The 21,192-nt window shown below is 38.6% G+C and carries 16 protein-coding genes and 6 tRNA genes; 14 read left to right on the plus strand and 8 right to left on the minus strand.

The genetic code is table 11. The annotated features are described in order from the left end of the window. The first annotated feature begins 30 nt into the window (after positions 1–30). Together J576_RS04690 and J576_RS04695 are read left to right on the plus strand one after the other, a co-directional pair. Entirely contained in the window at positions 31–4,554 is a 4,524-nt protein-coding gene (locus J576_RS04690; RefSeq protein WP_002051181.1) for a hybrid sensor histidine kinase/response regulator, read from the plus strand. Then, the gene (locus J576_RS04695) at positions 4,551–5,018 is read left to right on the plus strand and encodes a hypothetical protein (RefSeq protein ID WP_002051358.1); all 468 of its coding nucleotides are present in this window, start codon (positions 4,551–4,553) and stop codon (positions 5,016–5,018) included. Before J576_RS04690 ends, J576_RS04695 begins: the two co-directional genes overlap by 4 nt. A gap of 249 nt (positions 5,019–5,267) precedes the next feature. Here J576_RS04695 and dapE read toward each other — a convergent pair whose 3' ends face one another. The 3 genes from dapE to J576_RS04710 form a co-directional block, all read right to left on the minus strand. After that, positions 5,268–6,401, minus strand: coding sequence for a succinyl-diaminopimelate desuccinylase (dapE, locus tag J576_RS04700; RefSeq protein ID WP_002051523.1), 1,134 nt, complete (start codon positions 6,399–6,401; stop codon positions 5,268–5,270). Positions 6,402–6,526: 125 nt separating this feature from the next. Continuing rightward, positions 6,527–6,670 (minus strand): entericidin A/B family lipoprotein, encoded by a 144-nt coding sequence (locus J576_RS04705; RefSeq protein ID WP_002051109.1) that lies wholly within the window; start codon positions 6,668–6,670, stop codon positions 6,527–6,529. Positions 6,671–6,782: 112 nt separating this feature from the next. Then, positions 6,783–7,676: a DUF1853 family protein gene (locus J576_RS04710; protein ID WP_002051249.1), complete on the minus strand. Its 894-nt coding sequence runs from the start codon at positions 7,674–7,676 to the stop codon at positions 6,783–6,785. Positions 7,677–7,780: 104 nt separating this feature from the next. Between J576_RS04710 and J576_RS04715 the strand changes: the two genes are divergently transcribed. The 8 genes from J576_RS04715 to J576_RS04750 all read left to right on the plus strand — a co-directional run bounded on the left by J576_RS04715 (position 7,781) and on the right by J576_RS04750 (position 9,664). Next, positions 7,781–8,149 carry a YbaN family protein gene (locus J576_RS04715; protein ID WP_002051275.1) on the plus strand — a complete coding sequence of 123 codons (369 nt, stop codon included), beginning with the start codon at positions 7,781–7,783 and terminating at the stop codon, positions 8,147–8,149. A gap of 149 nt (positions 8,150–8,298) precedes the next feature. Then, positions 8,299–8,802 (plus strand): cell wall-recycling L,D-carboxypeptidase ElsL, encoded by a 504-nt coding sequence (elsL, locus tag J576_RS04720; protein WP_002051179.1) that lies wholly within the window; start codon positions 8,299–8,301, stop codon positions 8,800–8,802. Between the two features lie 206 nt (positions 8,803–9,008). Next, positions 9,009–9,084: transfer RNA gene (locus tag J576_RS04725), tRNA-Val, on the plus strand. A gap of 24 nt (positions 9,085–9,108) precedes the next feature. Next, a tRNA-Asp gene (locus tag J576_RS04730) sits at positions 9,109–9,185 on the plus strand. A gap of 47 nt (positions 9,186–9,232) precedes the next feature. Next, positions 9,233–9,309: transfer RNA gene (locus J576_RS04735), tRNA-Asp, on the plus strand. A 21-nt stretch (positions 9,310–9,330) separates the two neighbouring features. After that, a tRNA-Val gene (locus J576_RS04740) sits at positions 9,331–9,406 on the plus strand. 39 nt (positions 9,407–9,445) lie between these two features. Then, a tRNA-Asp gene (locus J576_RS04745) sits at positions 9,446–9,522 on the plus strand. Between the two features lie 66 nt (positions 9,523–9,588). Next, positions 9,589–9,664 (plus strand) — tRNA-Val (locus tag J576_RS04750). A 248-nt stretch (positions 9,665–9,912) separates the two neighbouring features. Here J576_RS04750 and J576_RS04755 read toward each other — a convergent pair. From J576_RS04755 to yccS, 4 genes are all read right to left on the minus strand, one after another. After that, a complete protein-coding gene (locus tag J576_RS04755; RefSeq protein ID WP_002051425.1) occupies positions 9,913–10,698 on the minus strand; it encodes a YdcF family protein in 786 nt (261 codons plus the stop codon). Between the two features lie 126 nt (positions 10,699–10,824). Continuing rightward, positions 10,825–13,371, minus strand: coding sequence for a PepSY domain-containing protein (locus tag J576_RS04760; RefSeq protein ID WP_033855518.1), 2,547 nt, complete (start codon positions 13,369–13,371; stop codon positions 10,825–10,827). A 156-nt stretch (positions 13,372–13,527) separates the two neighbouring features. Further along, positions 13,528–14,103, minus strand: coding sequence for an SdpI family protein (locus tag J576_RS04765; RefSeq protein ID WP_002051565.1), 576 nt, complete (start codon positions 14,101–14,103; stop codon positions 13,528–13,530). Positions 14,104–14,203: 100 nt separating this feature from the next. After that, the gene (gene yccS, locus J576_RS04770; protein WP_025467919.1) at positions 14,204–16,378 is read right to left on the minus strand and encodes a YccS family putative transporter; all 2,175 of its coding nucleotides are present in this window, start codon (positions 16,376–16,378) and stop codon (positions 14,204–14,206) included. Positions 16,379–16,505: 127 nt separating this feature from the next. On the opposite strand from yccS, the gene J576_RS04775 reads away from it, so the two are divergent. After that, positions 16,506–17,720 carry a multidrug effflux MFS transporter gene (locus tag J576_RS04775; RefSeq protein ID WP_002051324.1) on the plus strand — a complete coding sequence of 405 codons (1,215 nt, stop codon included), beginning with the start codon at positions 16,506–16,508 and terminating at the stop codon, positions 17,718–17,720. Between the two features lie 27 nt (positions 17,721–17,747). Here J576_RS04775 and J576_RS04780 read toward each other — a convergent pair whose 3' ends face one another. Then, positions 17,748–18,452 carry a nitroreductase gene (locus J576_RS04780; protein WP_002051485.1) on the minus strand — a complete coding sequence of 235 codons (705 nt, stop codon included), beginning with the start codon at positions 18,450–18,452 and terminating at the stop codon, positions 17,748–17,750. A 508-nt stretch (positions 18,453–18,960) separates the two neighbouring features. On the opposite strand from J576_RS04780, the gene J576_RS04785 reads away from it, so the two are divergent. The 3 genes from J576_RS04785 (at position 18,961) to J576_RS04790 (ending at position 21,061) form a co-directional block, all read left to right on the plus strand. Further along, positions 18,961–19,164 carry a hypothetical protein gene (locus tag J576_RS04785; RefSeq protein WP_002051146.1) on the plus strand — a complete coding sequence of 68 codons (204 nt, stop codon included), beginning with the start codon at positions 18,961–18,963 and terminating at the stop codon, positions 19,162–19,164. Between the two features lie 182 nt (positions 19,165–19,346). Further along, complete coding sequence (locus J576_RS19525; RefSeq protein WP_079377098.1) at positions 19,347–19,487, plus strand: hypothetical protein; 141 nt, start codon at positions 19,347–19,349, stop codon at positions 19,485–19,487. A gap of 98 nt (positions 19,488–19,585) precedes the next feature. Further along, entirely contained in the window at positions 19,586–21,061 is a 1,476-nt protein-coding gene (locus J576_RS04790; RefSeq protein ID WP_002051404.1) for an alanine/glycine:cation symporter family protein, read from the plus strand. Positions 21,062–21,192: the final 131 nt, after the last annotated feature.

Below are 21,192 nucleotides of genomic sequence, written 5' to 3' on the forward strand. Positions count from 1 at the left end.
TTCAGGGGGTAAGCAAAAGAAGCCTTTGCTATGAAAGAAATATTAAAAACTTTAACTGAAGCAATGACGCTACCTGAAGATAGCTATTCTGAACAAGATGCTGAGTTTCTTGAAATCTTCGTTGAAGAAATTGAAGAAATTTTTGTTGATTTGCAACCATTATTAAATGAATGGTTGCAGTCTGAGAATACTGCTACGCTCACTGAAATCCGCCGCCATTTCCACACTTTAAAAGGTTCTGGAAGAATGATCGGTGCTAAATCTTCAGCTGAGCTTGCTTGGACAGTTGAAGACACGCTTAATCGCGTAATCAATCAAACCCTTAAATTGACTCCAGCAATCCAGAGCTATGTTCAATTAGTATTTAAGTTCTATTTTCTTAAATTAGTAGATAACTTTAAGCAAAAAAGAGCACATGCAGTAGATTTTCGACCGCTTATTTTATTAGGCCAACAACTACAACAACAGCAAAGTTTAGAACCTGCTTTAGAAGAGCTTTTACAACTTTCAAATACGCTTACTGCCGAAACAATGACTGGGCTTGAGCTAGACTATATTGAGCAAAACTCATTGGCTGAGCCAATTGTTGAAGACGTAGATACTGAAATTGCAATAAATCTAGATGAAACTTTGACCTTGTTTATGGAAGAGGCAGAGGAGCATTTAACTACAATTCATCAGTTCTTAAATCAAGAGCTGCATCAGTATGATAGTTATAATGCCTTAATACGCGCGCTACATACTTTGCGTGGCAGTTCTGCGATGGCACAGGTCGAAACAATTTTTGAAGCCAGTACCAAAGTTGAGCACTTATTTAAAATACTGTTGCAAGAAGAACTTTCTTCTAACTCAGATGAAATTTTATTATTACAAGAATATCGTGAGTTTATTAGAGATAGCTTAGAGCTTCTATCTAAACATAGTTCAAATGAACAGCTTGAAGCTCGATTGCAGCAGTTTAATCAATCATGGGATGCTTACGTTGAGCAACATGGTGACCGAACAGATCCATTAACACCTTCTCATGGTTTGGTATCACAACTATTGTTGTTAGATGTCTCTGAATTGTTAGATGCAGAATTAGATTTTGAGAAAGGAATTCGTAATGAGTTTCCAGATTATCTTGAACGTCTAAGTGAACAAGCTGATCTACTGTTACAACATACACATTCTCAAGCAATGCTGGGTTTACATGAATATACCAGTCAATTGAAAGAAAGTTATGATGTATTACTTGATAAACCTCTATTATTGCAATCAGACTATATATTTGAAATTTATCAAAAAGCGCATCAACAGCTTATTCAATTGTTCGATGCCTTGGCTGCTGGTCAGCGAGTTGGTATTGTTAAGCAACATCAAAGTATTCTAGAAGAATTAAAACTTTATACCCTACATACTCCGAGCGTACACAATGACCTGTCTCAGCAAGATCCTGCTTCTGTTGAGCCACTACTTAATATCGAACCAGAGCCAGAAGCTGCTGTTACGGTAGAGAATTTATCAGACTCTGCAGACTGGGCAGTATTAAGCCAGAGTGTACAGCAAGATCGCCAATATATTTCCTCTACACAGGTAAATCAAAACTTTGATCCTGACCTTTTAGATATCTTTCTTGAAGAAGCTGATGAGCTACTTGAGGGAATTGATACCGATCTCAATATTTGGGTAGGTGAGCAAGAAAACTTTGCAGCCCTGAATAATCTAATGCGCTATTTGCATACCTTGAAAGGTGGAGCAAATATGGTTCAGGCGACTTATCTTGGTTCGATTACCCATGAATTAGAAAGCATATATGAGCGTTTAATTCAAAAGCAGTTAGTTGCAACTTCACCGTTAATTGATTTTATCCGTTTAGTACAAGATGACTTGGCTGACCGACTGCAAATCATGCGTGAACAACAATTAGATTATGCAGCTCCTTACACAATTAATGCGTTAAAACGAGCAGGTCAAAACTCTAACTTCCAACCTGTACCAATGGTTGAAGTATTTGATAGTGAAAGTGAGATCTTCTCTGAACAAGAGCTGATATCTGAAGTATTAATCGATGAAGTACCGGCAGAAATTGAGCCTGTTCTTACAGAATTAGAAGTTCATGATGATCAGATGGTATTTGATAACGTTGTTGCTGAGTTAGCTACGCCAGTTGAAGCAATAACATCTGTTACATCACAAGAGAATGAAGCGGTAGTTGAAGAACAGGATATTACGGCTGTTGTTGAGCAGACATTCCTAGAAGAAGCTGCTGAATTGTTAGAAATGGCTGATGGGCTATTGAAACAATGGTTTGAGCAGCGTACAAACCGAAGTATCTTGCTTCAATTACAAAGAGCTGTGCACAGTTTGAAGGGTGGTGCACGAATGGTCGGTTTAGAAGCCGTCTACGCGATTGCCTATCAACTCGAAAATACATTCGAACAATTTGCACTGCATCACTTCAACTCGAATATTTATGACCATTTGCTCGAAAGTGCAATTGCATGGCTAAAAGATGCTATTTTCAAGCATAACTATCAGCATTTCGATGGATTACAACAAAGTTTAGAAAATATTCAATTCTTTGAAACGAATATCCAAATTCCGGCTAAGTTAACGAAAACTGATTTGTTTAGTTCAGAACCTGTGATGACCTTCATACAAGGTGATGGTACAGAACCACCACCAATGATGGGCGCATGGGAGCAAACAGAACGTCTGGATCAGAACAATGAAATGATCCGTGTTTCAGCAGACTTGATCGAGAAGATGATTGACTTGTCTGGTGAGAACTCGATTAACCGTTCACGAATTGAAATGGACTTGAGCCAGTTCAGTCATACATTGGTTGAAATGGAATTGGCTATTCAACGACTGGCCGATCAGTTACGACGAATGGAAGGCGAGTTAGAAACACAAATTATTGCTAAACACGGTATTGAGCATTCTCGCTATACCGACTTTGACCCTTTAGAGATGGACCAATATTCATCTTTAAATCAGTTATCGAAATCTCTTGCTGAATCTGCTTCGGACTTAGTCGACTTTAAAAATACGTTGTCTCACAAGATCAGAGATACAGAAAGTCTGCTTTTACAACAGTCACGAATTCAGGCAGAAATTCAAGAAGGTTTGATGCGAACACGATTAGTTCCTTTTTCACGGTTACTACCGCGTTTACAGCGAATTGTTCGTCAGACCTCTACTGCGTTGAACAGACCTGCTGAGCTTTTTGTAAATAATACCGAAGGTGAACTAGATCGTAATATTTTAGAGCGTTTAGTAACACCGCTTGAGCATATGCTCAGAAATGCAATTGACCATGGCTTAGAAGACAGAACACAGCGTCAGCAAGCTAATAAACCTGAAGCTGGGCGTATTGAACTTAATATTCAACGTCAAGGTGCAGATGTGGTTGTTGTCTTTAGCGATGATGGACAAGGTATTGATGTAGAAAAAGTACGTCAAAAAGCACTGCTTGCGGGTCTGATCAAACCGGAACAGCACTTGGAACACCAAGATATTTTACAACTGATTTTCCATCCGGGTTTAAGTACCGCAGATCAGATTACTCAGATTTCTGGACGTGGTGTTGGTCTGGATGTCGTACAGAGCGATATTAAAGCTTTAGGTGGACATGTTAGCGTTGACTCTGTTTATGGTAAGGGAACAACATTTACGTTACGTGTACCGACTACTGTAGCTGTAAGTGATGCCTTGATGGTGAAAGTGGCAGATCAGCAATTTGCAATTCCACTTGCTCAAATCGATCGGATTGTTCGAGTTTCGCCAGCTTCTTTAGAGCAGTATTTTGAAAGCCCTAAAGAACTATTTGAATATGAAAATAAGCGATATCCATTACGTTATCTTTCTGAATTTGTTGGTAATCAACCAATGCCACGACTAAATGGCATGATGTATTCATTACCTGTCTTAATGATTAAAGCCAACAATGGTCAAACTGTGGCGTTACTTGTCGATCAGTTAATTGGTTCTCGAGCTCAAATTGTAGTGAAACCAATTGGTCAACAGTTCTCTAGTATTGGGGCAATTGCAGGTGCGACCATTTTAGGTGATGGACAGGTTTGTTTAATTTTAGACGGGCAAAATATTGCGCGACAAATTCAGTCTACACCGCGTCATAAACAGCTCAGTGAAGCAGTATATAGACAACGTGAATCAGACGAGCGCCGTCTCGTTATGATTGTCGATGACTCCGTAACTGTACGTAAGGTAACGTCTCGATTACTTGAACGCCAAGGCTACGATGTTGTTACGGCTAAAGATGGCGTTGATGCCATAGAACAGCTAGAAAATATTAAGCCAGATTTGATGCTGCTTGATATTGAAATGCCACGTATGGATGGTTTCGAAGTACTTAATCTTGTACGACATCATGATATGCATCAATACATGCCAATTATTATGATTACATCCAGAACAGGCGAAAAACATCGTGAACGGGCATTCTCGTTAGGTGTAAGTCAATATATGGGTAAACCGTTCCAAGAGGAAGAGTTACTAGAAAATATTGATGCTTTACTTGTAGCGTTTGAAAGCGAGGTCAAATCATGAAAGGTAGTGTAAATACATCTTTGATCGGTAATATGGACCAACAAGAGCTACAGCATCTTATTACGGTTTCAACTGGTTTTATTGATGCCTATATCATTGAATGTAATGATGAGGTACCTATGCTGTTGCCGCAAAATATTGTGTTATCCGCCATGGACGTAAAAAATGGCGTAAAACATATTGAGTGGCATGATGTAAAGCTACCTATATACTCAGTCCATAATGCAACTGATCAATATGCTGTAGCACTGGTAATTGAAGGGGAAGATATCAGCCAACGTTTTGCTTTAATGTGTAAAACTATGCCGATCTCTGTTCGTTTACGTATTTCTGAAATTGTTGATGAAATAGATGAATACCAAGAAGCTGAACAGCACCCTACAGTATTTAAATATGTGCGTATGCAAGATCAACGCTACCACATACCTAACCTAGAATATATTGAAAAAACTCTAGGTTTATAAAGAAAAAAAGGAACTCAAATGAGTTCCTTTTTTATAAAAATTAAATAAATTTTAAAATATAAAATCATATATTCCAGTATAGAGATAAGCATTCAAAAGAATGCTATATAAAGATTCTCAAAAATAAATTATCTAATTTAATAACCACGAATTATATTTCAGAATTTTCAAATACATATTCATAATTAAAAATAATAAAAAAGCACCTAAAGAGGATGCTTTTTATATAGATCAATGATCTTTAAGCTTTTAAGCAAGTAAGTTTTCTAAAATTTGCTCATAAATATCAGTTAAAGGATCAAGATCATGTACATCTACATGTTCATTAATTTGATGGATAGTTGCGTTTAGAACACCGAGTTCCAAAACTTGTGCACCTGTTGGAGCAATAAAACGTCCGTCAGATGTGCCACCACTTGTTGAAAGCTCAGTTTCAGTGCCGGTCACATTTAGAATAGCAGTCTGAGCGGCATTAACTAATTCACCTACTGGTGTCAAAAATGGCAAACCAGATAAGTTCCAGTCAATCTCATACTGCAAATCATGCTTATCTAAAATTTCATGAACACGTTGTTTAAGCTGTTCTGCTGTAACTTCTGTTGAATAACGGAAGTTAAAAGTAACTTCTAAAGTACCTGGAATGACGTTGGTTGCACCAGTACCTGAATGAATATTTGAAATTTGGAATGAAGTTGCAGGAAAGTATTCATTTCCATTGTCCCAAACAGTTTGGCATAACTCTGCTAAGGCAGCCGAAGCTTCATGAATGGGATTGCGAGCTAAGTGAGGATAAGCCACATGACCTTGCTTACCGTGAACATGTAGTACGCCATTTAAAGAACCACGACGGCCATTTTTAACAATATCACCTAATTTACTTGTACTTGATGGTTCACCGACCAAACACCATGTAATTTTTTCATTACGCTCTTCAAGTGTTTCAATAACTTTAACTGTACCGTTAACAGCAGGGCCTTCTTCATCTGAAGTAATTAAAAAAGCAATTGACCCTTTATGGTCTGGATGCTTTGCTACGAAACGTTCAGATGCAACCACCATCGCAGCCAACGCAGTTTTCATATCAGCTGAACCACGACCATAAAGTTTGCCATCACGAATTTCTGGTGCAAATGGGTCTGAATTCCATGCATCTAGACGACCTGTTGGAACAACATCGGTATGTCCAGCAAAACAAAACACAGGACCTTCAGTGCCGCGTCGAGCCCATAAATTGTCAACGTCCCCAAAACGCATTGGTTCAATATGAAAGCCAGCTTTGGCGAGACGATCAGCCATAATAGTTTGGCAAGTATGGTCAACAGGAGTAACAGAAGGCTGTTGTAAAAGTTCTAAGCTAAGCGAGAGAGTGTCTGAGTGGTTCATACCGGAAATTGCATGCTGAGTAGGGGAAATATAGTCCGATATAATAGGCGAATCTCTGAAGGTTGGGTATTTAAAAATAAAAAAACCTTATCGAAGTGATAAGGTTTTTCGAAGCTGTGCATAACTTACATTTTATTCTCAGTTTTTTGTGCGGTATTACTTACAGCATCACCAGCTTTAGAGACATCTTTACCAAAACCCTTGAACGTATTACAGCCAGTTAATACAAATGCAATCATTACAGACGCGACTAAAACTTTTTTCATCATTTTCTCCGTTTAAATTTAATAATGAAGTAAATTTAGATTAAAAAACAAACGTAAAAAGAAACATGACTATTTAATAGTAAAAACGTTATAAATTGTTTCTAGAAGTCTATACCTACTTGTAAAGTGGCATTTTTTCGTTGTTAACAAGTGCTAGGCTTAGTAGAGGAGGACGTCTAAACATATAAAACTGTGTATCTTCGTTGTTCTTACAATATAAGCCATCTGTCCACCAATAAGCAGCGTTTGAACTTGCTTGTCTATTAGGACAAAGCCATTCATGTCTTTCTAGACGATAAAATTTAGAGTCAGGAATAGTTGTGCCCCAGTATCCGAGTCGACGTGTTGAATTTACCCAATTGGGTATGGGTTGTTTTTGGCCTAAATTCAAAGGTAGGTAGAGCTGGCCTTTTAAAACAGCAAAACGCTGTTGTACCTTAAAATTTAAAGCTTCTGAAAATTGGAACTGCTTATCGGTAAAGTGATACAGCTTTTTGCTCAAAGTATCTTCTCTATTTAAGCCAATCCATTGTTCTAAATTTAACTGACCTTCACCCAAGTAATATTTTAGAGCAACTTCCCAGTGTTCAACTTGTTGTGTTTCTTTATTTAAAATTAAGAAATCAAGTTCACCTAAAGTTCTTGCACCCTCAATTTTTTGAATACTATGGCCTAACAACTGATAAGAATGGTATTGATCTTCCTGTAACCAAAACCAAAGTAAATTCTCAAAACGTAAACCTAAACGTGTACTTTTAAGGCGAGACATAAATTGGAGTAAAGGCTCAGGCATCTTATCAAGCTGGTGTAAACGTGGTAAATAATTTTGAAAATGTTGTTTCCAAGTCTGATCAGAATGTAATTGAAAACTATGCCGAATAGAGAGGCTTTGGGGAAGTTGGCAAAGTAAATTAGGACTAGCAATGGTAAATGCTAATTGTCTTACCATTGGGTGGTTGAACTGTAACCATGGTTCAAAATAGGATGTCTTAACTGAGGCAATATTCATACGTTTAGTACTCGAAATAATTCATCCCAATTTCATGGTCGATCAACAAAACAATACCAGAAAAACACTTTATACTACGATCAACAATAGCTTAAGGTTTATATATGCGAACATTGTTTTGGCGAACTCTGGTCGTGATTTTTATCACGCTTGGTATTATTGGAGCAATTTTACCAGGCATGCCGACAACAGTGTTTCTTATTCTGGCTGCTTGGGCTGCCTCAAAGGGATGGCCTCAAATGGATGCATGGTTGTTAAATCATCCAAAATATGGACCAACTCTACGTGACTGGCGAGCAAATGGTACAGTACCGCGTAAAGCGAAGTGGATTGCCAGTATTATGATGACCGCAAGCGGTATTTTAATGCTGTTTACTTCTGCACCATTTTGGGTGAAAGTTTTCACTGATACTACCATGCTCGTTGTTGCAATTTGGTTATGGCTACGTCCTGAGCCAAAATTAAAAGATTGATAATCTTTTAATTTTGGCGCAAGACAAGCAGTGAAACTGCGCGTGGATAAAAGAAAATTGATAATCTTTTACTTGCGACGTATGACAAGTTTTCCATTAATTTTTATTAAAGCTCAAAATAGTTGAGTTGATATAAGAGAAGAAATTCGATGTTCCAATTTAAACTTGAAGATGCAGATATTCTTATCGATTTAGCAAATCAAACTTTAAGCCTCCCTAAACATAATAAGTTTTATGTGGTTTCTACGGGTAAGAATGGAATTGGGGAACAGGAAAATACGGGGAAAACCCCACGCGGATGGCATCGGGTTGCCAAAAAATTTGGTATGCAATCTCCCAAAAACGCAGTTTTTATTGCACGACAGCCCACAGGTGAAGTCTATAGCAGTGAATTAGCCGCACAATTCCCTGAGCGAGATTGGATATTGTCACGCATTCTTTGGCTAGATGGTCTAGAAGAGGGCTTTAATAAAGGCGAAGGCCACGACACTATGCAACGTTATATTTATATTCATGGTACACCTGATAAAGAACCGATGGGGGTTCCAATGTCACATGGGTGCATTCGAATGCGTAATGAAGAAATTATTGAATTGTTTGATTTAGTCTCTGAAGATGCGCTTGTCTATTTGTCTGAACAATCTTTAACCTAAAATGGGATTTTAAAGATTATTGTTTAATTAGCCGAATGATCAAAATATTAAAATAAGTGCTTAAATAAAATACAAAAAATTGTTTTTTACTTAATAATGACTTATTTTTAATCATTCATTCGCATTTTTTTGAAAAGTTGTCGAAAAGCGTTTGACACCTGTTAAAGATTCTCTATAATGCACCTCACAAACGATGAAGACGTTAAGGGCGCTTAGCTCAGTTGGTAGAGCGTCTGCCTTACAAGCAGAATGTCGGCGGTTCGATCCCGTCAGCGCCCACCAAGCCTTTACGTTAAGCTCTCAAGTGCAGCGGTAGTTCAGTTGGTTAGAATACCGGCCTGTCACGCCGGGGGTCGCGGGTTCGAGCCCCGTCCGCTGCGCCACTTAAGACTTAACATCGTTTACCCCACAATTGCGATATTGTGAAAGTGCAGCGGTAGTTCAGTTGGTTAGAATACCGGCCTGTCACGCCGGGGGTCGCGGGTTCGAGCCCCGTCCGCTGCGCCACTTTTATAAAACGCTTTTGCAGGGCGCTTAGCTCAGTTGGTAGAGCGTCTGCCTTACAAGCAGAATGTCGGCGGTTCGATCCCGTCAGCGCCCACCATAATTTGTGACCATACTTTATTTTTAAAGTATTGCAAGTGCAGCGGTAGTTCAGTTGGTTAGAATACCGGCCTGTCACGCCGGGGGTCGCGGGTTCGAGCCCCGTCCGCTGCGCCATTCTCTTGATTCCCTGATCTAGAGGATGTAATGTATAAAGACTTCGGTTGTTGTCTTTTTCAATCAGGGCGCTTAGCTCAGTTGGTAGAGCGTCTGCCTTACAAGCAGAATGTCGGCGGTTCGATCCCGTCAGCGCCCACCATAATTTTTCAAGTTTAAAAAATTATATACACTAATTTATTTAGTGTTTTTTGTATTTCTGCTATTTATATTACCTATCTATTTTATCTTTGCTATTGTTGGTCAAAGCTTCTCTTTCTCTTTCTCTTTCTCTTTCTCTTTCTCTTTCTTAATTTTTTAAGTTCAGATTTATTACTTTAAATTGTGATTACTCTCTCGTTTAATGAAAGCTGCCATACCGTAAAGCAATAGCAGCTTTCTGAACCAAGATTAATACTCGTTTAGAATCCAGCCACTCGCGTACGCAAAGTATTCACGCAGCCAAGCGTTATAGCGACTGACTAAAGGAGTTTCGGCAGCAACTGTATAAATATGGGTATAGCCTTGTTTCTTTGCAATAGCTGCAGCTCTTGGGGTATGAAAGTCACTTGTAACAATTGCAATAGGTTGATCAATACTAATATGAGCTTGCTCAAGTAATGGTTTACTGTTTTTAAGGTTAAGTTCTGTACTTGTACTTTTGTCCTCAAGAATCATTCTTTCTTTGGCAATGTGAAAGTGCTGTTCAAGGTAACGAGACATAACTAATGCTTCGGATTCTTTCTCTGAAAAGTCTAAACCACCTGTTAAAACAACTTTTGCGTGAGGTTGTGAAAGGGCAACTGGAGCTGTTGTATCGAGGCGTTTTGCAAGAATGGCTGAAGGCTGTCCATTTTCGACACCACTACCTAAAACAATGATTGCTTTCACCGCGGGAATATTTTGGCCTGTATCTTTATTATCTTTAATAAAACTAAAAAAATAGCCTAAGCCAATCAACCAGATCCAGAAACATAACCATCCGAAACGCCAAACTGAATGCAGGCGATAGTGATAAAAGAAAAAACGTTCCAGATGATAATAAAATAAGGCATAGAGGCAGAAAAATGCCCCTAATATTAAAGGAACAATTGTGCCTACATGAATTTTATTTAGGAAAGCTAGAAATAAGCCGTCTAAAAATAAAATCGAACCAATGATGGCCAAGAAAATCCGAATCCACTTACTGACTTGCATTGTGTTTAGAGTTGCAATTTAAATTGCAGACAGTGTATGCAAAATCATTCCAAATTCAATGCTGATCGCAATAAAAAGCCGAGTAAAGCTTTTCGGCTATTACTCGGCTTTATTATTTATTGATGTTTAATAAACATCACGGCGATAACGACCTTGTTGTCTTAGCTCATCAACTTGTTCTTCACCTAAAATATCAATCAGTGCTTGATCTCCTCCGCTAGCCATTCCTTCAATACTTCCGCAAACATAAAGAACTGCGCCACGTTCAATCCAGTTGGCAAATTCAACTGCATTTTGTCGAATGATATCTTGAACATACACACGTTGCTCTTGATCCCGTGAGAATGCCAAATCAAGTCGTTTTAACATTCCCATTGTTTGCCAAGCTTCAATGGTTGATGCATAGAAGAAATCATGAGCGCGTTGGCGTTCACCGAAAATTAGCCAGTTTTCAGTATAGTTATGACGAGTTCGCGTATGAAGTAAACTCATTAAACCCGCGATTCCCGTTCCATTACCAATACAGATAATTGGACGATTATCATCGATCAAGTGAAAAGACTCATTGGTGCGAATACGTAATGCAATACTCTGATTAATTTCTGTGTATTGAGTCAGCCAGCCAGATCCTAATCCTAAATGGCCAGATTCATCGGTTTGCTGGCGAACAACCAAACGAAGCACTTGCTGAGAAGGGATACTAGCAATTGAATATTCTCGTGTTGGTAGAGTAGGGAGTTGTTCTAATAAGTGGTCCAGATTAGCAAACGGTTCAATCTCACCCGTTAAATTTTTATTCCAAAGCGCTTTTTCAATGGAGATTTGTAGCGAGTCTACCACTGCATTTCTAAGAATATGATGGTATTGTAAAAACTCATTAATACGTTCAGGGCTATTACCCGGTTGTATTTCAGCAATGTCTCCAGCTTGCCATATAGCTTCATGATTTGCTGTAAGTTCAATATTGTAAGCTGGTTGCCCTAGACTATTTGGGTTGAGCAAGTCACGTTGTTGTAATGTCCAATTATCAAACACTTTTTCAAGATTAACGGCATGCAGCTCTAGTTTAGTTGCTTTTACAAGAGCTTGATTCCAGTTTTGAATATCTGTTGGATTTGCATTATCTACCTCGATAGTATCGAAGTAAGCTTTTGCACCATTGTTTTTAAGCCATCCATCTACAGTGTGACCAAAACTACAATATGTATCTGGGTATTCTTTTGAACCTAAGGCTAATACGGCATATCTGAGATGCTGAAGCTCTAATTTTGTTTTTAATAGCTTTTTTGCAAAATTAGAAGCTAAGTCTGGTGCCTCTCCAGTACCATAAGTACTGATCACAAAAAGAATTTGTTCATGTTCCTGTAAATCCGCTTCAGTTAACTGCTGTATAGATTTAACCTGAACAGGCTGATGTGCTTCTTGTAAGCTGGTTGCGGTACTCCACGCAAGTTGCTCTGCAACTCCTGTTTGGGTGGCATAAGTAATTAACCAAGGTTTCGCATTTTCATCAATGTAGTGACCAGCTAAAGACTGACGAGCTGCCTGTGTCAATTTTTTCTGTTTACGGCGTTTTAGATAAAGCATCCAACCGGTAACAAAGAATAATGGCATGGCTAAAGACGCAAGCAATGCTACAAATTGATAGACTGGTCCAAAAAAGCTGCCACGATGTACAGGTAACATGCTGCTCATGATTTTTTGATTAAGCTTTTTATCTTCATAAAGCTCCATCTTTTCAATATTGGCAGTTTTATAGTTATAGACAGCTTGGTTACGTGCACGCTCGTGTTGTGGCGTTGCATCTACAAAACTTAATTCAACTTTTCCATCGTCTTTTTTCGGTAAGTTTACTGTTAAAGTTGAATAGTCACGTCCAACTTGATTATTAAAACCGCTCCAGGTTTGGTTGAGGGCAGTAATCAGCTGAGTGCTATCTAATTTAGTTTCAGAAGATTTGTCTTTATTGCGTCCAGCTCCGCCATGTCCTTGCATTTTAGGTTGTTCTACACCTAATACTTTGAACATACCGCTACGCCACCAGTCATATGACCAATATAGACCTGTACATGCAAAAAGAAGATAAAAAACAATAACCCAAGTACCTACAACAGCGTGTAAATCCCAAATAAAATTTCGACCTTTAAGTTTGGGTTTAACGGCAAGCCATTGACGTGCAGAGTGCTTCTTTGGCCAACGTAAATATAATCCGCTCAAAACAAAATAGATGAGCATTAGCGCACAAGCGCCGGTAATTTGTTTACCGAATTCACCAGCAGTTAAGTTTCGGTGAATTTGTTGTATTAATAAAAGTAACTCGCGACCTTTAACATCAGGCAATACCTGTGCTGTGTAAGGGTTGACCATCATATTGTAGCCACGTCGTTCGCCTTCTTTTTCAATATTGACAACAGAGGAGGCGGTAGGGTCTTTGGCAATCGTAATACTATTAATTTTAATTTCTGGCTGGGTTGTTGCGAAATGTTGGTAAAGTTGAGCAGGGGTAAGCTTAGGAGTGCTTTCTGCTTGAACAACATAACTATCTGTATTTACCCATTTTAAAATTTGTTGATCATAAGAATAAATTGCGCCTGTAACACCCATAATAGATAAGATGAGGCCAGCACTAATACCCAGAAACCAATGAATTTGAAATAAAAACTTTTTAAACATGGTCGAAAATGTAAATATGATGGAGATCTTGTAACGAAGTATAGCCGAAGATTGCGTAGATAATATGGATTTTGGAGATAATATTAATTTTCATTATCATTTATTTTTAGCTTAATAAAAAACCTCCTATAACGGAGGCTTTTTAATGGGGTGAAATTATAAAGTTTTCGGTTCACCTACAGTTTCTTTCAAATGCTTACGAATTGTATTGAAAGAAAAGTTTTTAGAGTCCATGCGTTTAGGCAAGATATACGCACCTTGCTGTTCTTGGCCTTTAGGATCTTTTACTTTAAAGTTAACTAAAATAAAGTCAGGGGTGTTGTACCATTCATAGATGTTTTTCCATCCAATGGTCCCAACGCCTTCTTGTAATCCCATTTGCTGGCGCATTACGATACCGTGAGGTTGTACACCTAAGCGAATACCTTTGATTTCCTGTACAGGAAACTCATTCATCTTACGCTTAACGTACCATTCCAAACCATATGTGCGGCCAAGGTAATAAAGTACTACACCAACAATGGCTACCCAGCAAATCACTGTAGAATAGTTCTTAATAAAAATAAGACCTAAAATCGCAAGGGCTAAAATTACGCCCATAATTGCCCAGATTTTTGTGCTGATTTTATTGGTGCTGCGCCAGATAAGAAGTTGTGCATTACGTTGTTCAGCTTCTGTAACCTCGTAAGGAACTGGCTGAAGCGTATAAGCATATAAAGTTTTCGCGGTCATAGTGCAAATAACAAATTGTAAACTGTTTTAAGTTTAGCATTAATTGGCATAACTCAGGAAAGGATATTATGCCAATTTCATACTAAATTCCGACTCAAATTTATAATGATGCAAGTTCGCTGGCATCATTATCTAGATCATGACTTAGGCGTTGTTTCAACATACTAAATCGATTCAAAACACTTAGCATCAGTGATAACTGCTGTAAAATAATGAGTGATTTCTGATCATCTTCATCATTTTGGCTTAAACGCTGACGTATCGTCTTAAGCATATTTTGTGCTGTCAAATCAGGCATTTCATCTCTTAACAGCGCACCTTGTATATCGTCTAATGCTTGATCTAAAACGTTAAGAACTGCTTGATCCTGAATCTTTTCTCTATGCGCTCCGAGTGCTGCGATATAACTTAAAAATGTATGATTAAGGCATAAAAATTCAAATATATCTGACTTGCGAGTAGGGTCAAAGTCAGGCTCTGTCGCTAAAGTTGAAATAAGCGAGGCGACTTCAGCATCGGTATTATGAGCAGCGCGGCGAACAATACGATAATTGAGCGCATGGTTATGACCTTCATGGTATTGCTTTACCACTTCCGCTAAATAATTACATTGTGCTTGTAAAGAGCGTCGAATGCTGCGCGGTAGGCGACGGAATTTCCAGTCAGGCCAAATAAAGGTGACACCAAACCACGCTAAAGCACATCCAATTAGGGTATCTACAAATCTAGGAATAGCCGCAGCGACTGCCGAGCCATCTAAGTTAAAGTTAATTAATGCCAAAATTGTGATGAAAGCGGTTGCTTGGGCATATTGCTTGCTGCGTAACTCGAAAAATAGTACGCCGCTTAAGATCAGCATAACTAATTGCCCTTCCACAGAAGGGACTAGAAACACCACACTAAGACCGACAATAATACCGACCAGTGTACCAACTATACGCAAACGTAAGCGGCGCTTGGTCGCGTTAAAGTTAGGTTGGCTAACAAATAGTGCAGTCAACATAATCCAGTAGCCATATTCGATTCGAGTAGTTTGAATAAATACATATCCAATAAACAGAACAATCGATACTCGAATGGCATGACGAAACAGCACAGATTCAGGTGTTAGATTTTGTTTAATTCGAACAACAATATCATTCCAACCTTTTAAATCATCATCTTTGAGTTGGTTTTCAGCCTGTTTCACTTTATCAGACTGAATATGCTGCTCTGTTTCTAAGTTGAGTAATTGTGAGTCGATAGACTTCAAATTTCGGTATAAGGCGAAAAGAGCATTTACCCACAATAAGTCATACTGTTGATCATTTCTTAACTTTACTAAAGATAAGCGCAAGTTCTCGAAACTCTGCTTAAAGCGTTTGTTATGGATATATGGTTTGCGCTGTAAAATACATTCATTTAGCTCTTGGCAAGCTTTACCCTGAATCGCCAAAATACGCTGAAATCTAAATAAAATATCACTGTGCTGAAAAATCTTCGCTAACTTTTGATAGTCGATATGGGCAGAGTCGGCACGTTCATGAATATCTTGTGCGACAAAGTAATAATGTAAACTACGACGAGTACCTTTTTGTCCACGGTCACCTTTTAAACGGGTTAAAAGGGCGGTTTTAAGATCATTAAAAATTGTTATTAATTTGCCATTTTCTAATGAAAGATCAATCATGCTTTGCTGATAGCTCGCAGGAGTCATATCAACATCAAACAGGTTGGATTTAGCAAATAGAAAGTCGCCTAGTGAAGCATAAGAGGCCGCAAGTTTGTCTTGAAGCTGACGAACCGGAAATAATAAAAAGCTAATGGTTGCAATAAGCCCGTACCATGCTGCACCCGCGACCAAAAGCGCTGGCTGTATATACCACTGGTCAAATAAATGGACTCCGAGCATGGTATAAACCGACACAACTAGACATCCATAAGAGATTGTTGCGTAACGGCGGCCTAATGAGCCAAGTAAAATCCAGCCAATGCAAGAGGCGATCAGTCCTAATGCAAAAAGCATTGGATAAGGGAAAAGTAATTGTACGGAAGCTGCGGTAATGAAGAAACCAATATAGGTATAAATCAAATTCATGATACGCACTGAAAAGCGATCATCAATATCGCTTAAACCAGCTGCGACCACACCTAAAGTAAGGGGAATTGTTGCTAATTGATGGCCTAGAAAATAAGGCACGAACGCAGTTCCTGAAAAGGCTATCAGCATCCGCACGTTATACATAAATGATGTGTTATAAGTCGCTCTTTTTAGGCGTTTAAACCAAGATTTCAAATGAAGTCCTTGCTGATCAACCTGAGTGATAAAGGATTTGCGTATTTCTACACCAATGTTGCACAAATCATACGATAGACAGTGTAAGCTTGTCTGTATGCAAATGATTGAAAAATGAAATATCGTTATGTCTGAACAAACAGCCCAGCGTCAATATTCAATTGGCTGGATTATGTTGCTCGCTTTACTCACGGCTTTAGGGCCATTATCCATTGATATGTACTTACCAGCGTTGCCTCAAATGGCCCATGATTTTGGGGTGAGTACGCAAATGGTAGCAAACACATTACCTGCTTATTTTTTTGGTTTAGCCATTGGTCAATTGGTATATGGACCTTTAAGCGACCGCATTGGAAGAAAGAAACCACTTTATTTTGGGCTTGCGCTTTATGCAGTGGCTAGTTTGTTTTGCGTGCTCGCTACAAATGAATGGAGCCTGATAGCAGCGCGTATTTTACAAGCTTTAGGTGGGTGTGTGGGTGTAGTTATGGCTCGTGCTGCTATACGTGATCGGTTAGATGTTCAAGGTTCGGCACAAGCTTTTTCTAGCATGATGATCGTGATGGGTTTAGCACCTATTTTGGCACCAATGATTGGAGCTTGGATTTTAATCTGGTTTCCGTGGCAAGCGATTTTCATTGCACTTTCAATTGTTGGAGCAATCTGCTGGTTATGCGTACATTTCTTTTTTAAAGAAACTTTGGCAATCGATAAAAGGCTCAAGTTATCTTTATATCAAGTGGCTACCTTATATGGTGCTATTTTCAAAGATGAGAGCTTCCGGTTACCTATGTTTGCAGGATGCTTAACAGGTGCAGCATTATTTTGTTATATCAGTTCAGCTCCAGCCGTTTTTATGGACCAGTATGGCCTAAATCAGCAAGAGTTTGCTTACGTATTTGGACTGAATGCTTTTGGCATTATGTTGATGTCATCTTTAAACAAGCACTTAACAACACGTGTTGAAATCACTAAACGTTTAAGAGCTGGTTCAATGGTACAAGTGACAGGGGCAAGCATTGTATTAATTGCTGGTTTAATTCCTGCGGCACCATTATGGCTTGTAATGATCGGGTTATTTTTAGCGATTTCAGGGATTGGTTTAACAGGACCAAATGCCATGGCCCTTGCCATGTCAAAGCAAGGCGCACGAGCAGGAACAGCCAGTGCAATCATGGGAAGCATGCAATTTGCTTGTGGTTTATTGGGGGGAGTGCTGCTTAACTTCCTTATTTGGTCCGCATCACTCAATATGGGAGTGATGATGGTGCTATTTACTTTAAGTGGTTTCATCGTTGTTTTAAAAGCGACGCGACAAGCAAAAAACCAAGCACTCTCTTGATTTTAAGAGAGTGGTTTGCTTGCATCTTTAATCAAGAAAAACTGCGAAGTTCTCTACAGGTTCTCTAGGTGTAATAAATGTATTTACAATGTGTGCAGGATCGGCATGACCTAATGCAACTGCACATACTAGCTCTTCATCATCTGCTGCGCCCAAAATATCTAGAACTATCGGGTGGAAATGATTCCAAGCCGCCTGTGGACATGTATCTAAACCACGTGCTTTAGCAGCGACCATGACATTTTGAATCATCATGGCGATATCCATTTTTGAACCAATTCCCATTGCCTTATTGACTGTAAAGAAAATTCCGACTGGTGCATCAAACAGTTTGAAGTTACGTAACTGCTGTGCAGCCATTTTTTCTTTTTCGCCCTTTTTAATTTCTAAGAGACCATAAAGACCCCAGCCATTTTCTCGGCGACGGTCAATAAAAGGTGAAATCCATTTTTCAGGATAATAGGCAAAAGTTTCTTTATATTGTTCTGCAAGTTCTGGATTTTTAGAAATCTCAATCTGTGCTGTACAAACACGCTCTACCATTTCATCACGTTTTTGTCCTGTCACGACATAGACTTTCCACGGTTGAGTATTGGTTCCTGAAGGTGCTCGGCTCGCAACTTTTAAGATATCCTTAATGATTTTGGACTCAATGGGTGTGTTTAAAAAAGCACGGACAGAGTGTCGAGAGGTAATGGCCTCGTCAACAAGGCGGATTTGTTCCAGATTCATGAGGACTCCTGATCTTATTCTTAATGTTTAATGTTTATAAAAGTCTAATTTTGTGCGCCAAAATTGATGCATTTATAAACAAAAAATATTAGAAAAGTGATTTCCTTATATGTATGATGACTCGATTCGTTTAGAAAAATGTCTAATCAATGATAGTTTGAAAGTGTCATTTTAGATTTAAATAGACAAAATATTGTGACTTGTTTGGTCATTAAATTAAAATGAAAATAAATTATGAGTAAAAAATATTCAATTAGAAAAAAGGTAGAATATGTTTAAAAACAGTACAAAACAGATGATTTTGTATGAAAAATAACCTTAAAGAGCATAATCTTTTAATGAAAAACATACACAAAATTTTAAATTTCTGCATAATACCGACTTTTTTACGCAGGTATGATTTCTCCATACTCACGTTAGGAAAAAGTAGTGGCTGCATAACAAGATACTTTTACAAAAAGGATTTTGTGCAGGAATGGAGAAATACACGAGGTATAAGGAGCTTTACATGAGTTTACCGCTCATCAACAAGCAGTTCATGAAACAAGGATTGGCGATTACCATTGCGACCATGAAAATGAACTTAACTCACGCAACGACTAAGCCACAAAAAATACAACAGCTTGGTACACATCTCAACGCACTCTTCTTGAATAACAAAGAAAGGGGCGCAGATAGTCGCGTCATAGCGATGGCTTGTTACAGTCTTTGAAATTTAAATCCAGTTTAGACATTCGCCCAAAAGTATATGTAAATATGCTTATTGGCTTAAATCCAGTTTTTATAACTCGATTAATTGATGGGAATCATTAAGCGAGCTGATTTAGCGGTGGTCATTTGTTAGTTTCCAAGTTTGTAGCCGAGTCGATGCATACTGTTCACCCAAATGGGAATATGTTCAGTAATGCGATGAATTCATTTTATTTGAAGGATGCTTTCTCTCATGCGACCTTCAAAGGCTTAGTGCTGGGCATCATGTTGCTTAAACTTGTGACGATAATTGCTATTCAATTGACATTAAAAGTTTTTTCTTAAATGTACTGAAAAAGTCCCTATTGCTAGGGGCTTTTTTGTTTATTGCAGATTTTGGCTTGTGCTAATAGCACTTTAGCAAGAACGTAAGCGGACCGAGTATGAATGAACAACTCAATGCCACACTGATGTCGTGGGTAAAATTTTTTAATGACCCTTTATGGGATTTTCTGGTTATTTTCTTGCTGGCTGTCGGTATTTTTTATACGGTCTTAACAGGAGCAGTGCAAATTCGCATGTTCTTGCAAAGTATTCGTGTTATGAAAAGCAGTCGTACTGAAGGCGAAGACGAGCATGGTCTTACTCCTTTTCAGGCGTTCGTAACAGGCCTTGCGAGCCGTGTTGGGGTAGGTAACATTGCTGGTGTAGCAATCGCTATCGCAATTGGTGGTCCTGGTGCAGTGTTCTGGATGTGGGTAACCGCTGTTCTTGGTATGAGCTCGGCTTTTATTGAGTCTACACTTGCTCAGCTATTTAAGGTGAGAGACAACAAGAGCAAACAGTTCCGTGGTGGACCGGCTTACTATATTACTCAAGGTTTACGTAGTAAAACCTTTGGTGTAGTTTTCGCACTGGCATTAATCTTTACCTATGGTTTCGTATTTAACTCAGTTCAAATCAATGCGATTGCAAATGCATCTTCACATGCATGGGGTTGGGACAAAGCCAATCTTATTGCTCATTTAGGTGGTGTTGATTTAGAAATTTCATGGGTTGGTCTTGCTCTTGTTGTGATGGTTGCATTGGCAATTTTTGGTGGTATTAAACGTATCGCTAAATTTGCAGAAATGTTTGTACCTTTAAAAGCGGGTCTTTACCTATCTGTTGCGTTGTATATTGCATTAAGCAACTATGCAATTTTACCTGACGTGTTAAAACTCATTGTAACTGAAGCTTTCCATTTCAATGCTGCGGCAGGGGGTTTCTTCGGTGCTGCCATATCAATGGCAATGATGCAGGGTATTAAGCGTGGTTTGTTCTCAAACGAAGCTGGTATGGGTTCTGCTCCGAATGCTGCCGCTGCTTCTGATGTAAAACATCCTGTAAACCAAGGCTTAGTGCAAATGCTTGGTGTATTCGTAGATACCTTCATTGTATGTACAAGTACAGCAATTATCATTTTGGTTTCTGGTGTTTATCATGATGCAGGCTTTGTTGGTGTTGAATTAACTCAACGCGCATTAGAAACTCAAGTTGGACACTGGGGTTCTGACTTCCTGGCAGTTCTATTATTCTTGTTCTGTTATTCTGCTGTATTAGGGAACTATGCTTATGCAGAAAGTAATGTGCAGTTCATTAATAACAACCCGAAAATTATGTTCATCTTCCGTATTTTTGTATTGGTGATGGTGTATTTCGGTGCAATTGGTAGTGTTCCATTAGTTTGGTCAATGGCTGACTTGTTTATGGGTATCATGGCTACTATTAACTTAGTCGCAATTTTACTATTAACACCTGTAGCTCGTACTTTATTGAAAGACTACCGTGAGCAATTAAAACAAGGTATTAAAGAACCAGAATTTAAAATTAATAAATATCCAGAGTTGAAGAAAAAAGTCGATTCAGATATTTGGTAATTTTCAAAAAAGCCTCTTAGAAATAAGGGGCTTTTTTTATGGAGCATAAAAACACTTGAGTATAAAATTTAAACATGACAAATTAAATAAATTCACTACAGCTTTTCACAAAACGAGCAACTAAAATTGCA

Origin of the sequence: Acinetobacter sp. 766875 (assembly GCF_000582055.1) — a bacterium.
GTDB classification, from domain to species: domain Bacteria; phylum Pseudomonadota; class Gammaproteobacteria; order Pseudomonadales; family Moraxellaceae; genus Acinetobacter; species Acinetobacter nosocomialis.